The sequence below is a fragment of the Streptococcus hepaticus genome (assembly GCF_043656315.1).
Classification (GTDB): Bacteria; Bacillota; Bacilli; order Lactobacillales; family Streptococcaceae; genus Streptococcus; species Streptococcus hepaticus.
Map to the genome: position 1 here is coordinate 132062 of NZ_JBINIY010000002.1, position 14044 is coordinate 146105.

The 14044-nt window shown below is 39.3% G+C and carries 17 protein-coding genes; 13 read left to right on the top strand and 4 right to left on the bottom strand.

Features of this window, described 5'->3' with window-relative positions:
- Positions 1–2: 2 nt before the first annotated feature.
- From ACHUFA_RS03040 to ACHUFA_RS03055, 4 genes are all read left to right on the top strand, one after another.
- The gene (locus ACHUFA_RS03040; RefSeq protein ID WP_394404877.1) at positions 3–353 is read left to right on the top strand and encodes a phage holin; all 351 of its coding nucleotides are present in this window, start codon (positions 3–5) and stop codon (positions 351–353) included.
- Positions 337–1074 (top strand): CHAP domain-containing protein, encoded by a 738-nt coding sequence (locus ACHUFA_RS03045; RefSeq protein WP_394404878.1) that lies wholly within the window; start codon positions 337–339, stop codon positions 1072–1074. The genes ACHUFA_RS03040 and ACHUFA_RS03045 overlap by 17 nt, the downstream gene beginning before the upstream one ends.
- Before the next feature lie 318 nt (positions 1075–1392).
- Positions 1393–1899, top strand: a complete 507-nt coding sequence (locus tag ACHUFA_RS03050; RefSeq protein WP_394404879.1) for a PBECR4 domain-containing protein — start codon at positions 1393–1395, stop codon at positions 1897–1899.
- Between the two features lie 71 nt (positions 1900–1970).
- Complete coding sequence (locus tag ACHUFA_RS03055) at positions 1971–2699, top strand: ADP-ribosyltransferase (protein WP_318530327.1); 729 nt, start codon at positions 1971–1973, stop codon at positions 2697–2699.
- 50 nt (positions 2700–2749) lie between these two features.
- Here ACHUFA_RS03055 and ACHUFA_RS03060 read toward each other — a convergent pair whose 3' ends face one another.
- Complete coding sequence (locus ACHUFA_RS03060; RefSeq protein ID WP_222347285.1) at positions 2750–3019, bottom strand: YajG family lipoprotein; 270 nt, start codon at positions 3017–3019, stop codon at positions 2750–2752.
- Positions 3020–3306: 287 nt separating this feature from the next.
- Between ACHUFA_RS03060 and ACHUFA_RS03065 the strand changes: the two genes are divergently transcribed.
- The 4 genes from ACHUFA_RS03065 to recR all read left to right on the top strand — a co-directional run bounded on the left by ACHUFA_RS03065 (position 3307) and on the right by recR (position 5599).
- Positions 3307–3732, top strand: coding sequence for a Panacea domain-containing protein (locus ACHUFA_RS03065; protein WP_222347286.1), 426 nt, complete (start codon positions 3307–3309; stop codon positions 3730–3732).
- A complete protein-coding gene (locus ACHUFA_RS03070) occupies positions 3725–4603 on the top strand; it encodes a hypothetical protein (RefSeq protein WP_394404880.1) in 879 nt (292 codons plus the stop codon). The genes ACHUFA_RS03065 and ACHUFA_RS03070 overlap by 8 nt, the downstream gene beginning before the upstream one ends.
- A gap of 63 nt (positions 4604–4666) precedes the next feature.
- Entirely contained in the window at positions 4667–4852 is a 186-nt protein-coding gene (locus ACHUFA_RS03075) for a competence regulator inhibitor paratox (protein WP_222347288.1), read from the top strand.
- A gap of 150 nt (positions 4853–5002) precedes the next feature.
- Positions 5003–5599 carry a recombination mediator RecR gene (recR, locus tag ACHUFA_RS03080; protein ID WP_222347289.1) on the top strand — a complete coding sequence of 199 codons (597 nt, stop codon included), beginning with the start codon at positions 5003–5005 and terminating at the stop codon, positions 5597–5599.
- Between the two features lie 228 nt (positions 5600–5827).
- Here the strand turns inward: recR and ACHUFA_RS03085 are convergent, their stop codons facing one another.
- Entirely contained in the window at positions 5828–6013 is a 186-nt protein-coding gene (locus tag ACHUFA_RS03085) for a hypothetical protein (protein WP_222347290.1), read from the bottom strand.
- Positions 6014–6181: 168 nt separating this feature from the next.
- Here ACHUFA_RS03085 and ACHUFA_RS03090 point away from each other — a divergent pair, with 168 nt between their 5' ends.
- Together ACHUFA_RS03090 and ACHUFA_RS03095 are read left to right on the top strand one after the other, a co-directional pair.
- Positions 6182–7228: a D-alanine--D-alanine ligase gene (locus ACHUFA_RS03090; protein ID WP_394404881.1), complete on the top strand. Its 1047-nt coding sequence runs from the start codon at positions 6182–6184 to the stop codon at positions 7226–7228.
- Positions 7229–7457: 229 nt separating this feature from the next.
- Positions 7458–8822: a UDP-N-acetylmuramoyl-tripeptide--D-alanyl-D-alanine ligase gene (locus tag ACHUFA_RS03095; protein WP_394404882.1), complete on the top strand. Its 1365-nt coding sequence runs from the start codon at positions 7458–7460 to the stop codon at positions 8820–8822.
- 35 nt (positions 8823–8857) lie between these two features.
- Here the strand turns inward: ACHUFA_RS03095 and ACHUFA_RS03100 are convergent, their stop codons facing one another.
- Positions 8858–9616, bottom strand: coding sequence for a TraX family protein (locus tag ACHUFA_RS03100; RefSeq protein ID WP_394404883.1), 759 nt, complete (start codon positions 9614–9616; stop codon positions 8858–8860).
- A 180-nt stretch (positions 9617–9796) separates the two neighbouring features.
- On the opposite strand from ACHUFA_RS03100, the gene ACHUFA_RS03105 reads away from it, so the two are divergent.
- The 3 genes from ACHUFA_RS03105 to ACHUFA_RS03115 all read left to right on the top strand — a co-directional run bounded on the left by ACHUFA_RS03105 (position 9797) and on the right by ACHUFA_RS03115 (position 12998).
- Positions 9797–10519 (top strand): MFS transporter, encoded by a 723-nt coding sequence (locus ACHUFA_RS03105; RefSeq protein ID WP_222347294.1) that lies wholly within the window; start codon positions 9797–9799, stop codon positions 10517–10519.
- 85 nt (positions 10520–10604) lie between these two features.
- Positions 10605–11309 carry a TMEM164 family acyltransferase gene (locus ACHUFA_RS03110; RefSeq protein WP_318530328.1) on the top strand — a complete coding sequence of 235 codons (705 nt, stop codon included), beginning with the start codon at positions 10605–10607 and terminating at the stop codon, positions 11307–11309.
- 144 nt (positions 11310–11453) lie between these two features.
- Complete coding sequence (locus tag ACHUFA_RS03115) at positions 11454–12998, top strand: peptide chain release factor 3 (protein ID WP_394404884.1); 1545 nt, start codon at positions 11454–11456, stop codon at positions 12996–12998.
- A gap of 26 nt (positions 12999–13024) precedes the next feature.
- Here the strand turns inward: ACHUFA_RS03115 and ACHUFA_RS03120 are convergent, their stop codons facing one another.
- Positions 13025–13924, bottom strand: coding sequence for a magnesium transporter CorA family protein (locus ACHUFA_RS03120; protein WP_394404885.1), 900 nt, complete (start codon positions 13922–13924; stop codon positions 13025–13027).
- Positions 13925–14044: the final 120 nt, after the last annotated feature.

Sequence of the window (14044 nt, forward strand, 5' to 3'; positions counted from 1 at the left end):
CCATGAACGACATCACAACACTTATTGTCAACACAGCGCTGTCTATTTTAACAATTTTAGCTGGTTTAGCCTTTAAACAGGTAAAAACCTACCTTACAGCTAAAGGTGGCGAAAAAGCCGTTTTAATTGCCGAAATCGTGGCTAAAAATGCAGTCAATGCAGTAGAGCAGATTGTAGCGATTGACGACGACAATCACATTGACAAGTACGATATGGCTAAACGTCGTGTCGTCAGCGAGTTGTCAAAATACAATATCACGCTATCGGAATCACAGTTGGAGACCTTTATCGAGTCAGCGGTTAAGCAGATGAATGACAGCTGGAAAGGGGAAGTAAATGGTGCAAGCAAATGATGTAGTAGCATATTCTAAGAGCCTTGTTGGCCAAAAGATTACAGTACCAACCAACCGGTATGGTGGACAGTGTGTAGCCTTAATCGATCATATCGTGCAGCATTTTACAGCTGGGCAGAAGAATCTGGCTTACACAAATGCAAAAGATGGTTTGACTAAGGCAGAACAACAAGGTCTTGAAGTCATCTACAACGATGGCTCACCAGAGCTTATTCCACAAGCTGGTGATTTCTTCGTTTGTCGGTGGGGAGCTGGTGACCCGTTCGGACACATCGGTGTGGTGGTCTCTGCGGATCAAAATGGTATGACAACCATTGAGCAAAATATCGACGGTTACCGAGACGATAACGGTAATGGTATAAACGACCAGCTCGAAGAGGGCGGCGGTGGCTATACTCGTAACCACAGTCGGAATTACGAAGGTGTCATTGGCTGGTTTAGATTGCCGTATGACGTTACAGAACAAAAACCACAAGAAGAAAAGAAAGAAAATGAGGAAACAGACGTGATTACAATTTCAGCAGAAGGACGTGGTATTGCACTTATGATGGGTGGCAAGTTTTTGCCAATCTTAGATGCTAAAATGCCAACCGTTTTTTGGAATCAAGGTGTCAAACACTACCAACTTGACACCAAAACATTCGACGCATGGCAAGGTAAGGCTGAGAAGTCTACACTTGATGATGTGACGGTTAAAAAATTGATTGATGGTCTAAAATAAAAACGAGCCTCTGGGAAATCCCAGAGGCTTTTTTTGCGTTTTTTAAATTGTTGACGAATTCGAAACAATATGTCATAATGGGGGTGGTTAAAAGAACAGTAAAAATATCATTTACTACCTCCTTTCTAACCACTTCTAAACTCATTTGAGCGTATAGCAGAAGCGCGCTATACGGCTTGGCAGAGCTTAAGAACTGTTCTCTGGTGATAAGCCTAAGAAGCACTAAGGAGAGTTAAGAGTCCTCAACTCTTAATCGTTAGCCCCGGTCGGTGGAATATCCGACCCGCGCTTTTTTATTTTTGACGAAAGATTTATCTAGTGGATATTAAAGAGATTGTAGAAGATTACGAATTGAATTTCAGCGGGAAACAATGTTTGTTCCAAACGAGTTATAATAAATTACCTGAAATACTTGTACGATTTGAAGTAGAGGATTTATATCATATTTTAGGTATCCACAAATTAGGTATTGGACTACGAGCTAGGACATGGATCGAATCTGTGAAAAGTAGCCAATTTATGTTAAGTGACTACTCCAAACACAGCAGATTTTCAGAAGTTCTTCCAAGAGTTCGTAATTATGAATTTTTCTACGAAATATTTTATCAAGATAAAGTTAAGGTCTGTATACTTGATAAAGATTTAACGAGGAATACAATGCAACTAAGCGTTGTTTTCTATAAAGACGAGAAGAAGAAGGTTATTGTGATAGGGATTCGTAAGACGCCAGAAGGTTATTATGTGCCTGCAACCTTACATGAAAGTAGATTGAATACATATAGTCGAATGAAAAAGACATCAATCAAGAAAGTATCAATGAAATAAAATCATCCTCTGGGAGCAATCCCGGAGTTTTTTAAAAAAGGAGAATAGAAATGAAACAATGAGTTTTACACTTGTTACTTGCTTTGTCATGTGTGCTGTATTTATTTGCAGGACAAGCTACGGTATTTGCAGCTGACTATTATGACGAGACTGATTCTGTTGTATTTAGCGAAGACGCAGCCTACTTTAAGTTTAATGATTCGGATGTTACAAAGTATATTGCCAACAGATGTTTTGCGAAAAATGTCGTATTTACAGATTCTGAGAAGCAGATAATGCATGATTATACTTATAATAAGGCTACTCCTATCAATTCAAGTATTGACGCAGCTCAAGGAGAGATTACTACACTTAAACCAGAGCTTCAAAAAGAGATTACTTTGTTAGATCAGGCTACTCATAAGATGATGATTCCTTGGAATATTATTGTTTATCGCTATGTGTATTCGTCCTTTTTATTGGATTTGGGTTTAACTGAAGAAGACTTGGCAACCTATTATGTAAACGGTCAGTTTGCTCCAGAGATATTGGATAAGATAGTTTCTGGAACCTTGTATACAAAGCATAGTTTTATGAGTACCACAGCTTTGAAAAATGGAGCGATGACACATAGACCTATAGAATTGAGAATTAGAGTCAAGAGAGGAAGTTATGCGGCATTTGTTGAACCGTATTCTTATGTTCCTTCAGAATTGGAATTTTTATTTCCAAGAGAAAGCAAGTTGGAAGTAATAGGGGCCTATGTGTCAGAAGATCATAAAAGACTTAATATAGAAGTCAATTTTAAAGGGAGTTTGTAGTAGCTTCAATCCACAATAAAACACAACCAGTAATACTGGCTGTGTTTTTTCTAATCTACAAGATATTGAATTACTTCTTCCGACAACTGATGCCCGTAGTTCTTGATGAGAAACTCATACGCATCCTCATCGTCAACCTTTAGCAAGTGAATTCTTTTTTTAATATGGTCAATCACTCCGAGTCTTTTTAAATCTTTAACAGTTACTGACTGAATAGGTTTCCCAGCAATTGTGCTTGGGAGCTGAATAGGTGTAGGTTGGCATCCCGCTAACACAAGACTAAACATAATAAAACTTAAAAATAATGATACTTTTTTCATATAAAATTTCTCCTTTCATGGAATAATTATAAAAAAACATCATAAAAAATCAACATTTGTTTTCTGAAAAAGTTTAAAAATTTCACTGATATTTCCAATTAAAATCAGCTCAATTTCAAAAAAAAGTATCGTTTTTTCGATTTTTAAGAAACTTTTTACGTAATTATAAAAAAACAATCGATAAATTTCGTTGAATTTTGTTAATTTGTATAATATAATTGTTATATAAACATAGGTGACAGATGTGTTGCTTGTGTTATTTTTTATTTTATGAAGGAGGTATATATATGACAATGGAACGGTTTGCTAACCATATTCTTGCAAGAGCAAATGAAAATAATATACCTGTTACTAACTTGACTTTACAAAAGGTTATGTATTTTGTACTTAGAAATTCAAGTGCAGTTTTAAATAGGAATCAGCAAGAAGAAATATATAATGAACCTTTTTTGGTATGGCGCTATGGTCCAGTTGTGGAATCTCAATACAATAGATTCTATATGTTTGGGTCTGATAAAATATTAGGAGAATATTCTAGTCATTTAGAGTATGCTCCTTTAAATGATCTGATTGATAAATTCTTAAATATTAACGTTTTCCAAATGGTAAACGCGAGTCATTCACATCCATTTTGGAGAAACAACGAAAGCCAAATAATTCTAGGACGAAGTAATGTTCCGTATCCGTTAGATGAGGTTTTGAGAAATGGCTAATCATTTTTATACCATTGAAGAACTTTTTATTTCATTAGTTGAAAACGAGATTGCTGGAAAATACAATCAGAAGATTGTCCAATCGCCAATTGAATTTGATGATGACTCCACTCAAAATGCGCTAAATATATCTGATAAATTAAAAAAAGATATAGATAATTTAATCGAAGAAATATCAAAGCGCGAGGATAGTGAACTTATTGAGTATCAAAAGATTGCTAAATTTATATACACTAATGAGTACATGGAATTTTCTTCTTTTTTTGAAAGAGTAAAAGATATTATTGGCAATTATTTAGAAGATACTTCTAAGCGAAAACTTATAAAAATGGTTAATCAAGCTGAGTTATCTTATGTTCAAAGGCATCATCTTTATGTTTCTTTAAGAGATGAAATGCAAAAACGGAATTGGGATCTCCGTTCTGAAATTTCTATTGAGCAGTTAAATGTATCAAAGCTTTCTAATGAAAATAAAGATCTTGAGAAGCGATTAAAACGTACAACAGACAAATTAGAAAGTATTTATACAGATTTTATCGCCATCTTGGGAGTGTTTTCTTCTTTTGTATTTGTTATGTTCGGTGGTTTTGACGCCTTGGCGAAAATATTAGAGAATTTAGGTAGTACTAATGTTTCTTTACCTAGAACAATCTTTATTTCTAGTTTGTTAGTCATGTTCTTGTTCACGGTACTGTATGCTCAATTGTTATGGATTGCAAAAATAACAGGAAGAGTTTTTGTTGATAGATCATGTACTTGTGCAGGTCGCTGCAATCATTTAGGACATATTTTTGGACGACATAGATTTTACCTATCCATAATGATTTTATCTTTTGGATCAGTAATACTATCAATGTTATTTTTACTATAAAATCACTTTTTACAAGTGGTTTTTCTTTTATGATTACGAATATATAGACAAGGAGGACGAAACATGTTAGATTTAAACGATTTTAAACGAGCGGTTGACGCAGGACTGGTGAACAGAGATAGTGTGCGAGTGGTAGTCAAAAATGGTCAGATAGTGGACTACTTGACTGATGATGATCAAGTGCAGGCTGATGAGATTGTTAAGACTATGAGTTTGATGGATGTGTTGGCAAGGGTTTTTATGCTATAATGTTCCAAGGAAATTATTAAAATAGGGGGCAAAAAAGGGGCAAAAGGTTCATATTTTTTCAAAAAAATATGAGCGAAACAAGAAAAACGCACCTTGAAAAACCCTTGAAATCAACGTTTTTGAAATAAATTAAAAAAAGAGAGAAAAACCATGCTCTACCCAACACCTATTGCTAAGCTGATTGACTCTTATTCTAAATTGCCCGGTATTGGTATTAAAACAGCGACTCGTCTGGCTTTTTATACCATCGGGATGGAGGACGATGTGGTCAATGAATTTGCTAAAAACCTCTTGGCTGCCAAACGGGAACTGTCTTATTGCTCCATTTGTGGCAATTTGACAGACCAAGATCCTTGTGGTATTTGCCAAGAGCAGACGCGAGACAAAACCAAAATTTTGGTTGTGGAAGATAGTCGTGATGTATCTGCCATGGAAAATATTCAAGAATATCGCGGCCTTTACCATGTGTTGCACGGGCTGATTTCTCCTATGAATGGAGTTGGTCCAGATGACATCAATCTCAAAACACTGATTACCCGCCTCATGGATGGCATAGTAGAAGAGGTCATTATTGCCACTAACGCAACGGCTGATGGCGAGGCGACCTCCATGTACATCTCTCGTGTCCTCAAACCAGCAGGTATCAAAGTGACCCGCCTAGCGCGTGGACTAGCAGTCGGAGCTGACATTGAATACGCTGACGAAGTAACCTTGTTGCGCGCGATTGAAAACCGAACAGAATTGTAAAAATAAGGGAGTGGGAAAGAACTCATAGCAATTAGCAAAGAGTTCCCTTCGCTCCCTTATTTTTTAAGCTCAGGCAGAAAACGTCCACTGGACCTTTTCTCTCCCACCCCCGTACAGTTGATTGGGCTATCTTTGAAGCTTGAAAAGCGAACAAAGATGCCAATCAACCACTGCGTCTTGCAATTCTAGCTTAAATAAAATTAGGAGTTGGACTTGAGCCCAGCTCCTTTAATTCTTGTAGGGTAAGTTACGAATGGTGGTGTCTAATTGGTTACTGATGATAGTGAAACCATATTCAGTAGTTTGAGCAATACTATCCAAACCATTGGAGATGGATTTTCCAATGGTGAATGCACTGATAATAATGGCTGCAGCGATGATAAACGTATGAAGCAATTCTGACTTACTTTTCATCGTTTTGACCTCCGGTAGATATTGTATTTGCCTTTATTGTAGTGTCAAATTGGAATACCGTCAAGTCTTTCGGGGAATAAGTCAAATAGAAACTCTCTGTGATTTTTTCTAGTCCTGTCTATCAATTTAGTGTATAATAGAAATGAATTTTATAGAAAAGAGAAACTCATGTCAAAACAAACTCTAGTCCTGCTTTACGGTGGACGATCTGCTGAGCGAGAAGTGTCTGTTCTCTCAGCTGAGAGCGTCATGCGTGCCGTAAATTACGAAAAATTCTTTGTCAAAACGTACTTCATCACGCAAACTGGCGACTTTATCAAGACCCAAGAATTTTCAAGTCAGCCAGCAGCTGATGAAAAGCTTATGACAAATGAGACCATTGTTGCCAGTCAACAAATCAAACCGAGCGATATTTACGAAGAAGGGGCTGTTGTTTTCCCAGTTTTACATGGTCCAATGGGCGAAGATGGTTCGATTCAAGGCTTCCTTGAAGTGCTTAAAATGCCCTATGTCGGTACTAATATCCTGTCGTCTAGTGTTGCCATGGACAAAATCACGACCAAGCATGTCTTGGAATCAGCAGGTGTACCACAGGTTGCCTATACTGTTTATGTAGAAGGCGCTGATTTGGAGGATATTATTGCGGAGACCTTGGAAAAATTAACCTTCCCAATTTTCGTTAAGCCTGCTAATATGGGCTCATCTGTCGGCATTTCATGTGCTGGTGATGAGACAGAGTTGCGTGCAGCCATTGACCTAGCCCTCAAATACGATAGCCGTATCTTAATCGAACAAGGCGTTGTGGCGCGTGAGATTGAGGTTGGACTTCTTGGAAATGCAGATGTGAAAACAACGGAAGCAGGTGAAGTTGTGAAGGATGTAGCCTTCTACGACTACCAAGCCAAGTATATCGACAACAAGATTACCATGGCTATTCCTGCTCAGATTGACGCAGCTATTATGGACCAAATGCGGGACTACGCAGCAACTGCCTTCCGTGCGATTGGCGGTTGTGGCCTTTCCCGCTGTGATTTCTTCTTGACAGAAGACGGTCAAATTTATCTCAATGAGCTCAACACCATGCCAGGTTTTACTCAGTGGTCTATGTATCCTCTTCTCTGGGAAAATATGGGGCTTGCCTACCCAGATTTGATTGAAGAGTTGGTTGGTTTGGCGCAGGAAATGTTTGAAAAACGCGAAAGCCATTTGAATTAGAGTCTTTCACATTTATTAATAAAGTAGATTGACGCAGTAGTTGACTGAATGTTCTCATTCCTTGCTATGCAAGCAATTTCGAATAATTGAAGCTAGTTTCACTAGCTATATTTATAGCCACCAAAGGTCCCCCAGACCTTTGGTGCTAGTCAACTGTGCGGGGGCGGGACGGCAAAATCGATTTCTAGGAAATCACGATTCTTGTCCCGCTCCCTTTTGGAGAAATAACATGAAATTAAGTTTACACGAGGTGGCGCAGGCTGTCGGTGCTAGAAATGATATCACAGTCTTTCCAGACTTTGATTTAGGAAATATCGAGTTTGACAGCCGCAAGATTCAAGCGGGAGATCTTTTTCTTCCTCTTCAAGGAGCGCGTGATGGGCATGACTTTATTGATATTGCCTTTGAAAATGGTGCTCTGGCCACTTTTTCTGAAAGAGATTTGGGAGACAGACCCCATATTTGGGTCTATGACTGCCTCAAGTCTTTGCAAAAATTAGCCAAGTATTATTTAGAAAAGATGGATGCGGAAGTCATCGCTGTGACGGGTTCGAATGGGAAAACGACGACCAAGGATATGATTTGTGACGTTTTATCAACGACTTACAAAACCTATAAGACTCAGGGGAATTACAATAACGAAATTGGTCTTCCCTACACAGCTCTTCATATGCCTGATGATACGGAAATGCTGGTCTTGGAAATGGGACAGGATCACTTGGGCGACATCCATTTGCTTTCAACGATTGCCAAGCCTAAAATCGGTGTTGTGACCCTAATTGGCGAAGCGCACTTGAAGTTCTTTGGAACACGTGAAAAGATTGCCCAAGGGAAACTTCAAATCGCAGACGGCATGCCGGTCGGTGGACTCTTGGTAGCACCAGCAGATAGCATCATTGATAAGTTTTTACCCAAGCAGCAGAATGTGGTTCGTTTTGGGGAAAATGCTGCACTGTCTATTAGCGACTTATCAGAGTACAAGGATCACCTAACCTTCAAGACAAATTTCCTAGAAAAAGAGATTTATTTACCTGTTACTGGTAAGTACAATGCCACCAATGCTATGATAGCTGCCTTTGTTGGACAAAAATTAGGTATAGCAGAAGAGGAAATTCTTCAAGCCTTGGCGCATTTGCAACTAACCAAAAACCGCACAGAGTGGAAAAAGGCCAGCAATGGAGCTGATATCTTATCAGATGTCTACAATGCCAACCCAACAGCTATGAAGTTGATTTTGGAAACATTTTCGAGCATTCCAGCCAATCCAGATGGCAAAAAAATTGCTGTCCTAGCAGAAATGAAGGAACTAGGCAAACAGTCTGTGGTTCTTCACAATCAGATGATCATGAGCCTCAGCCCGGAATACCTAGATACGGTTATTTTTTACGGGCAAGACATTGAAAATTTAGCCCAACTAGCTAGTCAGATGTTTCCGATTGGAAAAGTATTTTTCTTCAAGAAAAATGACCAAGAAGACCAATTTGAAGACCTTTTTAATAAGGTAAAAGAAGTCCTTCAGCCAAATGACCAAATTCTCCTCAAAGGAAGCAATTCCATGAATTTAGGAGAAATTGTGAAACGATTGGAAGAATAAAAATAAGAAAAGGAAGCAGGATGAACTGTTTCCTTTTACAATACCTTGATAAGGGCGAGTAGCAACATGTGAAGGGGATAAAAGAGGTAGGAGAAAGATTGGCTAATCTTGGATTTGTAGCCTTGCTGGCCACTATAGAGCCAGATGATAGGAAGAGCCGTGAGCGCCCAGTACTGGATAGAGATAATTTCCAGACCATAGATTTGCCAGGATTGATAAACAGCCTCCCAGCCATATTCTTGGATTAGAGGAAAATTTTTCATGATGACATTGATGATAAAGAAGAAAAAGAGTTGCCAGCTTTTGTTTTTAAGACTCTGTCCTTGGAAGAAGTAGAAGACATGCACCATGGCGACACCTCGACTGGCATAGTCTGTTCCTAGATAATCAGCTAGACTACAGGCAATTAGCAAGACCAGTAATATCGGTAGCAGTGCCCATTTTTTCTCTAATTTTTTGAGATAATCAATACTTGCCAAGCTGATAAGGGCGATGACAAAGGTCCAGAGGACATTTTGGAAAGGGCTGTAGGCCAGTTTTCCTTCGGACATGAGATGATAGGGAATATCGGTTAGAATGGCCATAGCTAGGAGACGCCCGATGTAGCTTCTCAGGTCATGAGTGTAGAGAAATCCTTGGACAAGCAAGAAGGCAAAAATGGGAAACGCTAGCCGTCCAATTGCCCGAATCCAGATGTGATTTGGAAAGAAGACTAGGCCAGTGTGGTCGATGAGCATGAGAATCATGGCCAAGTTTCGGAGGAAAAAACTGCTTAGTGAAGGTGTTTTTTGCATAATGATTTATCCTTAGAATAGTTCTTTCTTCTATTAAACCATATTTTTCTAAAAAGTGTTAGGAATGTTTAGAAAATGGTTCATGAGCATATTTCTAGTCAAAGAAAAAGAGATCTGATACAGTATTTTTGCGAACGAAATAAAAAATACAAAACAAATGTTCGTTGAAGGTGCTTTCTTTTGAAGAAAACAAATCGATACGTTGTTGCATTATTCGGTGTTGTCTTACACTTGATGTTGGGTTCGACCTATGCTTGGAGTGTTTATCGAAACCCTATTATGGAAGAAACCTCCTGGGATGTTTTTGCGGTGGCCTTTGCCTTTAGTTTAGCGATTTTTTGCTTGGGGATGTCAGCTGCTTTTATGGGACGGTTGGTTGAGAGATTTGGTCCTCGCGTGACAGGCCTGATCTCAGCGGCTTCTCCAATGGCACAAGATATGGCAGGGTTATCTGCTGAATCAGCTGCGGTACTGGTTGGGTTACTAGGGATTTTCAATGGCTTTGGTCGTCTTCTTTGGGCAAGTTTTTCAGATTATATTGGCCGTCCCTTGACCTTTTTCATCCTTTTCTTGGTGAATTTAGGGATGACAGCTAGCCTCTTCTTTGCCAAGGAAGCGATGCTCTTTTCCATTGCTATGTCTGTCCTCATGAAGTGCTATGGATCTGGTTTCTCCCTTCTTCCAGCCTATCTCAGTGATATGTTTGGAACTAAGGAATTAGCCGCCTTGCACGGCTATAGCTTGACGGCCTGGGCAGCAGCAGGTTTATTCGGTCCCATTCTTTTGTCGGAAAACTATTCTTGGTCTCAATCTTATACGACGACGCTTATAGTCTTTCTAGCTTTTTATTCGATTGGCCTAGTAACCACTTTTTATCTACGTTCTCTAATGAATAAGAAATAAGATGTAAAACAGGCAGATCTATTGCTTGTTTTTTGTGGTGTTGGAGCTAGCCTCGTTTTTTGGTATAATAGAATGAAATACTTGAATGAAAGATGAACAAATGCACACATTTTTTTCACCACTTCGTACCGAATTACCTCATTTTCCATTATCGATACACTTTTTGTCCATCTTATGCTTAATCTTGATTGCTTATGCTGTCCAACTTTGGAGTCACAAAGCTAGTTTTCAAAAGATTTGGCGTAATGGCATGCTGTTTCAGCTAATCGTAGTCTATACTTGGTTTATCTGGGCAAGCCTACCCTTATCTGAGCTATTGCCACTTTATCATTGTCGAATGGCTATGTTTATACTCTTATTTTGCCCTAAAGGACAAATCAAGGATTATTTTGCCTTAATTGGAGTGGTTGGTTCTATCTTAGCCATGATTTATCCTGCATTTTATCCCTACCCTCTTTTTCATGTGACGAATCTCTTTTTCTTCACAGGACATTTTGGCTTATTCGCCTTAAGCTTGCTTCATTTGAAAGAGAGTCAGACACTGGTTCAGATAAATGCATTTTGGATTGCTAAGGTGACAATTATATTAAATAGCCTTTTAATACTGGTCAATTTTTTGACAGGAGGAAATTACGGCTTTTTAGCAGATACACCTATTTTGCATAGTCAACAACCGGTCTTCAATCTATTTCTAGTCAGTGGAGTCTTTATTCTCTTGTTGACCTTGACTGCGACCGCTTTTCAGAAAAGTTTACAGGCTTCCTTGGTACTCTCAGCTGATAAGGATTGATAAAAAGCCTTAGTTTGGGTATAATAGTAGAGTTAGAGGTCTAGCTCTACTTTTTTACGTATTAGGAGTTTACCAATGTAAAAAAATAAACGGATAAGATATAGATGATAGCTCTGCTATTTTAAAAAAGAAAAAGGAAAGAATATGACATTACAAGACGAAATTAAGAAACGTCGTACTTTTGCCATCATCTCTCACCCGGATGCTGGTAAGACGACTATTACGGAGCAGTTGCTCTACTTTGGTGGGGAAATCCGCGAGGCGGGAACTGTTAAGGGAAAAAAGACAGGGAACTTTGCCAAGTCTGACTGGATGGATATCGAGAAACAACGTGGTATCTCTGTTACCTCATCTGTGATGCAGTTTGACTATGCTGGTAAACGCGTCAATATCTTGGATACGCCAGGGCACGAGGACTTCTCTGAAGATACTTATCGTACTTTGATGGCGGTGGATGCGGCGGTCATGGTCGTTGACTCTGCAAAGGGGATCGAGGCGCAGACTAAAAAACTGTTTGAAGTTGTGAAACACCGTAATATCCCAGTTTTCACCTTTATTAACAAATTGGACCGTGATGGACGTGAGCCACTTGACCTTTTGGAAGAATTGGAAGAAGTGCTGGGCATTGCCAGCTATCCAATGAACTGGCCAATCGGCATGGGGAAATCCTTCGAGGGTCTCTATGACTTGCACAATGAGCGCTTGGAACTCTACAAAGGGGATGAACGCTTTGCGACCATCGAAGAGGGGGACAAGCTTTTTGGGAGCAATCCTTTCTATGCCCAAGTTTTGGAAGATATTGAGCTTTTGCAAGAAGCAGGAAATGAATTTTCACAAGAAGCTATTTTCAATGGTGAATTGACCCCTGTTTTCTTCGGATCAGCCCTTACAAACTTTGGTGTACAGACCTTCCTTGATGCTTTCTTAGAATTTGCGCCAGAACCTCACGGTCATAAGACGACTGAAGGTGAAGTGATTGACCCACTCAATCAAGATTTTTCAGGATTTGTGTTCAAAATTCAAGCCAACATGGACCCACGTCACCGTGACCGTATTGCTTTTGTGCGTGTTGTTTCGGGTGAATTTGAGCGCGGTATGTCTGTCAACCTGCCTCGTACTGGTAAGGGGGCTAAGCTATCCAACGTGACTCAGTTTATGGCAGAGAGCCGTGAAAATGTTGAGAATGCGGTTGCTGGTGATATTATCGGGGTTTACGATACAGGAACCTATCAAGTTGGGGATACGCTTACTGTTGGTAAAAATAAATTTGAATTTGAACCACTCCCAACCTTCACACCTGAAATTTTCATGAAAGTTTCAGCTAAGAACGTCATGAAACAAAAATCATTCCACAAAGGAATCGAGCAATTGGTGCAAGAAGGAGCCGTCCAGCTTTACAAGAACTACCAAACTGGTGAATACATGCTCGGTGCTGTTGGTCAGTTGCAGTTTGAAGTCTTCAAACACCGCATGGAAGGCGAGTACAATGCAGAAGTAGTCATGACACCGATGGGTAAAAAGACAGTTCGTTGGATTAAACCAGAGGACTTGGATGAGCGCATGTCATCTAGCCGAAATATCTTGGCTAAAGACCGCTTTGACCAACCAGTCTTCCTCTTTGAAAATGACTTTGCCCTCCGCTGGTTTGCGGATAAATATCCAGATGTAGCACTGGAAGAGAAGATGTAATTAAAAAACAGCCTGAGGGCTGTTTTTTAACGCTTATTTCTAACAAAGAGGAGAAGGAGTCTGGCTACGATAAACCAAATGATCACCGAAATAATGCAAAGGTAAATCCAAGTATGTTCCCTATCGGTAAAGGGAAGGGGGATATTCATCCCGAAAAATCCAGTGATACAGGCAAGGATGGCTAGATTGATGGAAATGACATTAAGAGCGGTCAAGTTGTCATTCAGATTGTTATTGAGGACATTGTTGAAGGAAGAAGATAGTTGGGCAAGAATTTGTGAGTTGAGCTGCGTCATACTGACCAACTGGCGAGCTTCAATGAGGGCATCTGTCAATTGCTCCTTTTCAGCGTCGCTATTATTTTTCTGACTATGGTGACTTTCCAGCTGCTCTAGGAGTAGGACATTCTGGTTAGAAGCGGCAAGGAGGTAGACAGAACCTGTCTCCAAGTCGGACATGGCCAGCAGATTTTTTTTACTCGTTTGCTGGCGGAGTTTGCGATTGAGTTCGTCTTTTTCGTTATCAATAAAATCTACTGCCTGGAAATATTTTTTAGTTAAAAGCGTTAAGGTAGCAAAGAGGAAGGTTTTGACAGATACATGGGGATGATTTGTCAAATAGGTAGCCATCATTTGAGAAACATAGGCATTTCGATGATTGGTAATAGAGATGAGTTGCTTATTGTTTAAGACAAACGTTACAGGGATTGTCTCGTAATATTGGTCTTCTTGAATGGGATCTAAAACATTGAAGACCAGTGTCAAACTGTCAGAATCTATATCATATTCCATAAAAGCTCGTTCATTCTTATCTAAGGAATAGTTGATAATCTCAGGATCAATTTCTTGCGGAAGTGAGTGGCTATCTGGGTGCTGCTCAATATCAATATTAATCCATTTATACTCTCCAAATATAGTCTCTTGCATACTTGTTTCCTCTCTAACTACCTAGTGATTGTTATTATACTGAAATCCAGAGCACAATACAAGTAAGGGACTTTTTACAAAATAGTAAAGAAAATGAGTTAAATTTTACAGAAAACGATT

What these genes read in the sequence shown, in the direction of transcription:
- ACHUFA_RS03040 (WP_394404877.1), top strand. Translation starts at nt 3, where the DNA reads ATGAACGACATCACAACACTTATTGTCAACACAGCGCTGTCTATTTTA.
- ACHUFA_RS03045 (WP_394404878.1), top strand. Translation starts at nt 337, where the DNA reads ATGGTGCAAGCAAATGATGTAGTAGCATATTCTAAGAGCCTTGTTGGC.
- ACHUFA_RS03060 (WP_222347285.1), bottom strand. Translation starts at nt 3,019, where the DNA reads ATGAAAAAAGTATCATTATTTTTAAGTTTTATTATGTTTAGTCTTGTG.
- ACHUFA_RS03065 (WP_222347286.1), top strand. Translation starts at nt 3,307, where the DNA reads ATGACAATGGAACGGTTTGCTAACCATATTCTTGCAAGAGCAAATGAA.
- ACHUFA_RS03070 (WP_394404880.1), top strand. Translation starts at nt 3,725, where the DNA reads ATGGCTAATCATTTTTATACCATTGAAGAACTTTTTATTTCATTAGTT.
- ACHUFA_RS03075 (WP_222347288.1), top strand. Translation starts at nt 4,667, where the DNA reads ATGTTAGATTTAAACGATTTTAAACGAGCGGTTGACGCAGGACTGGTG.
- recR (WP_222347289.1), top strand. Translation starts at nt 5,003, where the DNA reads ATGCTCTACCCAACACCTATTGCTAAGCTGATTGACTCTTATTCTAAA.
- ACHUFA_RS03085 (WP_222347290.1), bottom strand. Translation starts at nt 6,013, where the DNA reads ATGAAAAGTAAGTCAGAATTGCTTCATACGTTTATCATCGCTGCAGCC.
- ACHUFA_RS03090 (WP_394404881.1), top strand. Translation starts at nt 6,182, where the DNA reads ATGTCAAAACAAACTCTAGTCCTGCTTTACGGTGGACGATCTGCTGAG.
- ACHUFA_RS03095 (WP_394404882.1), top strand. Translation starts at nt 7,458, where the DNA reads ATGAAATTAAGTTTACACGAGGTGGCGCAGGCTGTCGGTGCTAGAAAT.
- ACHUFA_RS03100 (WP_394404883.1), bottom strand. Translation starts at nt 9,616, where the DNA reads ATGCAAAAAACACCTTCACTAAGCAGTTTTTTCCTCCGAAACTTGGCC.
- ACHUFA_RS03110 (WP_318530328.1), top strand. Translation starts at nt 10,605, where the DNA reads ATGAAAGATGAACAAATGCACACATTTTTTTCACCACTTCGTACCGAA.
- ACHUFA_RS03115 (WP_394404884.1), top strand. Translation starts at nt 11,454, where the DNA reads ATGACATTACAAGACGAAATTAAGAAACGTCGTACTTTTGCCATCATC.
- ACHUFA_RS03120 (WP_394404885.1), bottom strand. Translation starts at nt 13,924, where the DNA reads ATGCAAGAGACTATATTTGGAGAGTATAAATGGATTAATATTGATATT.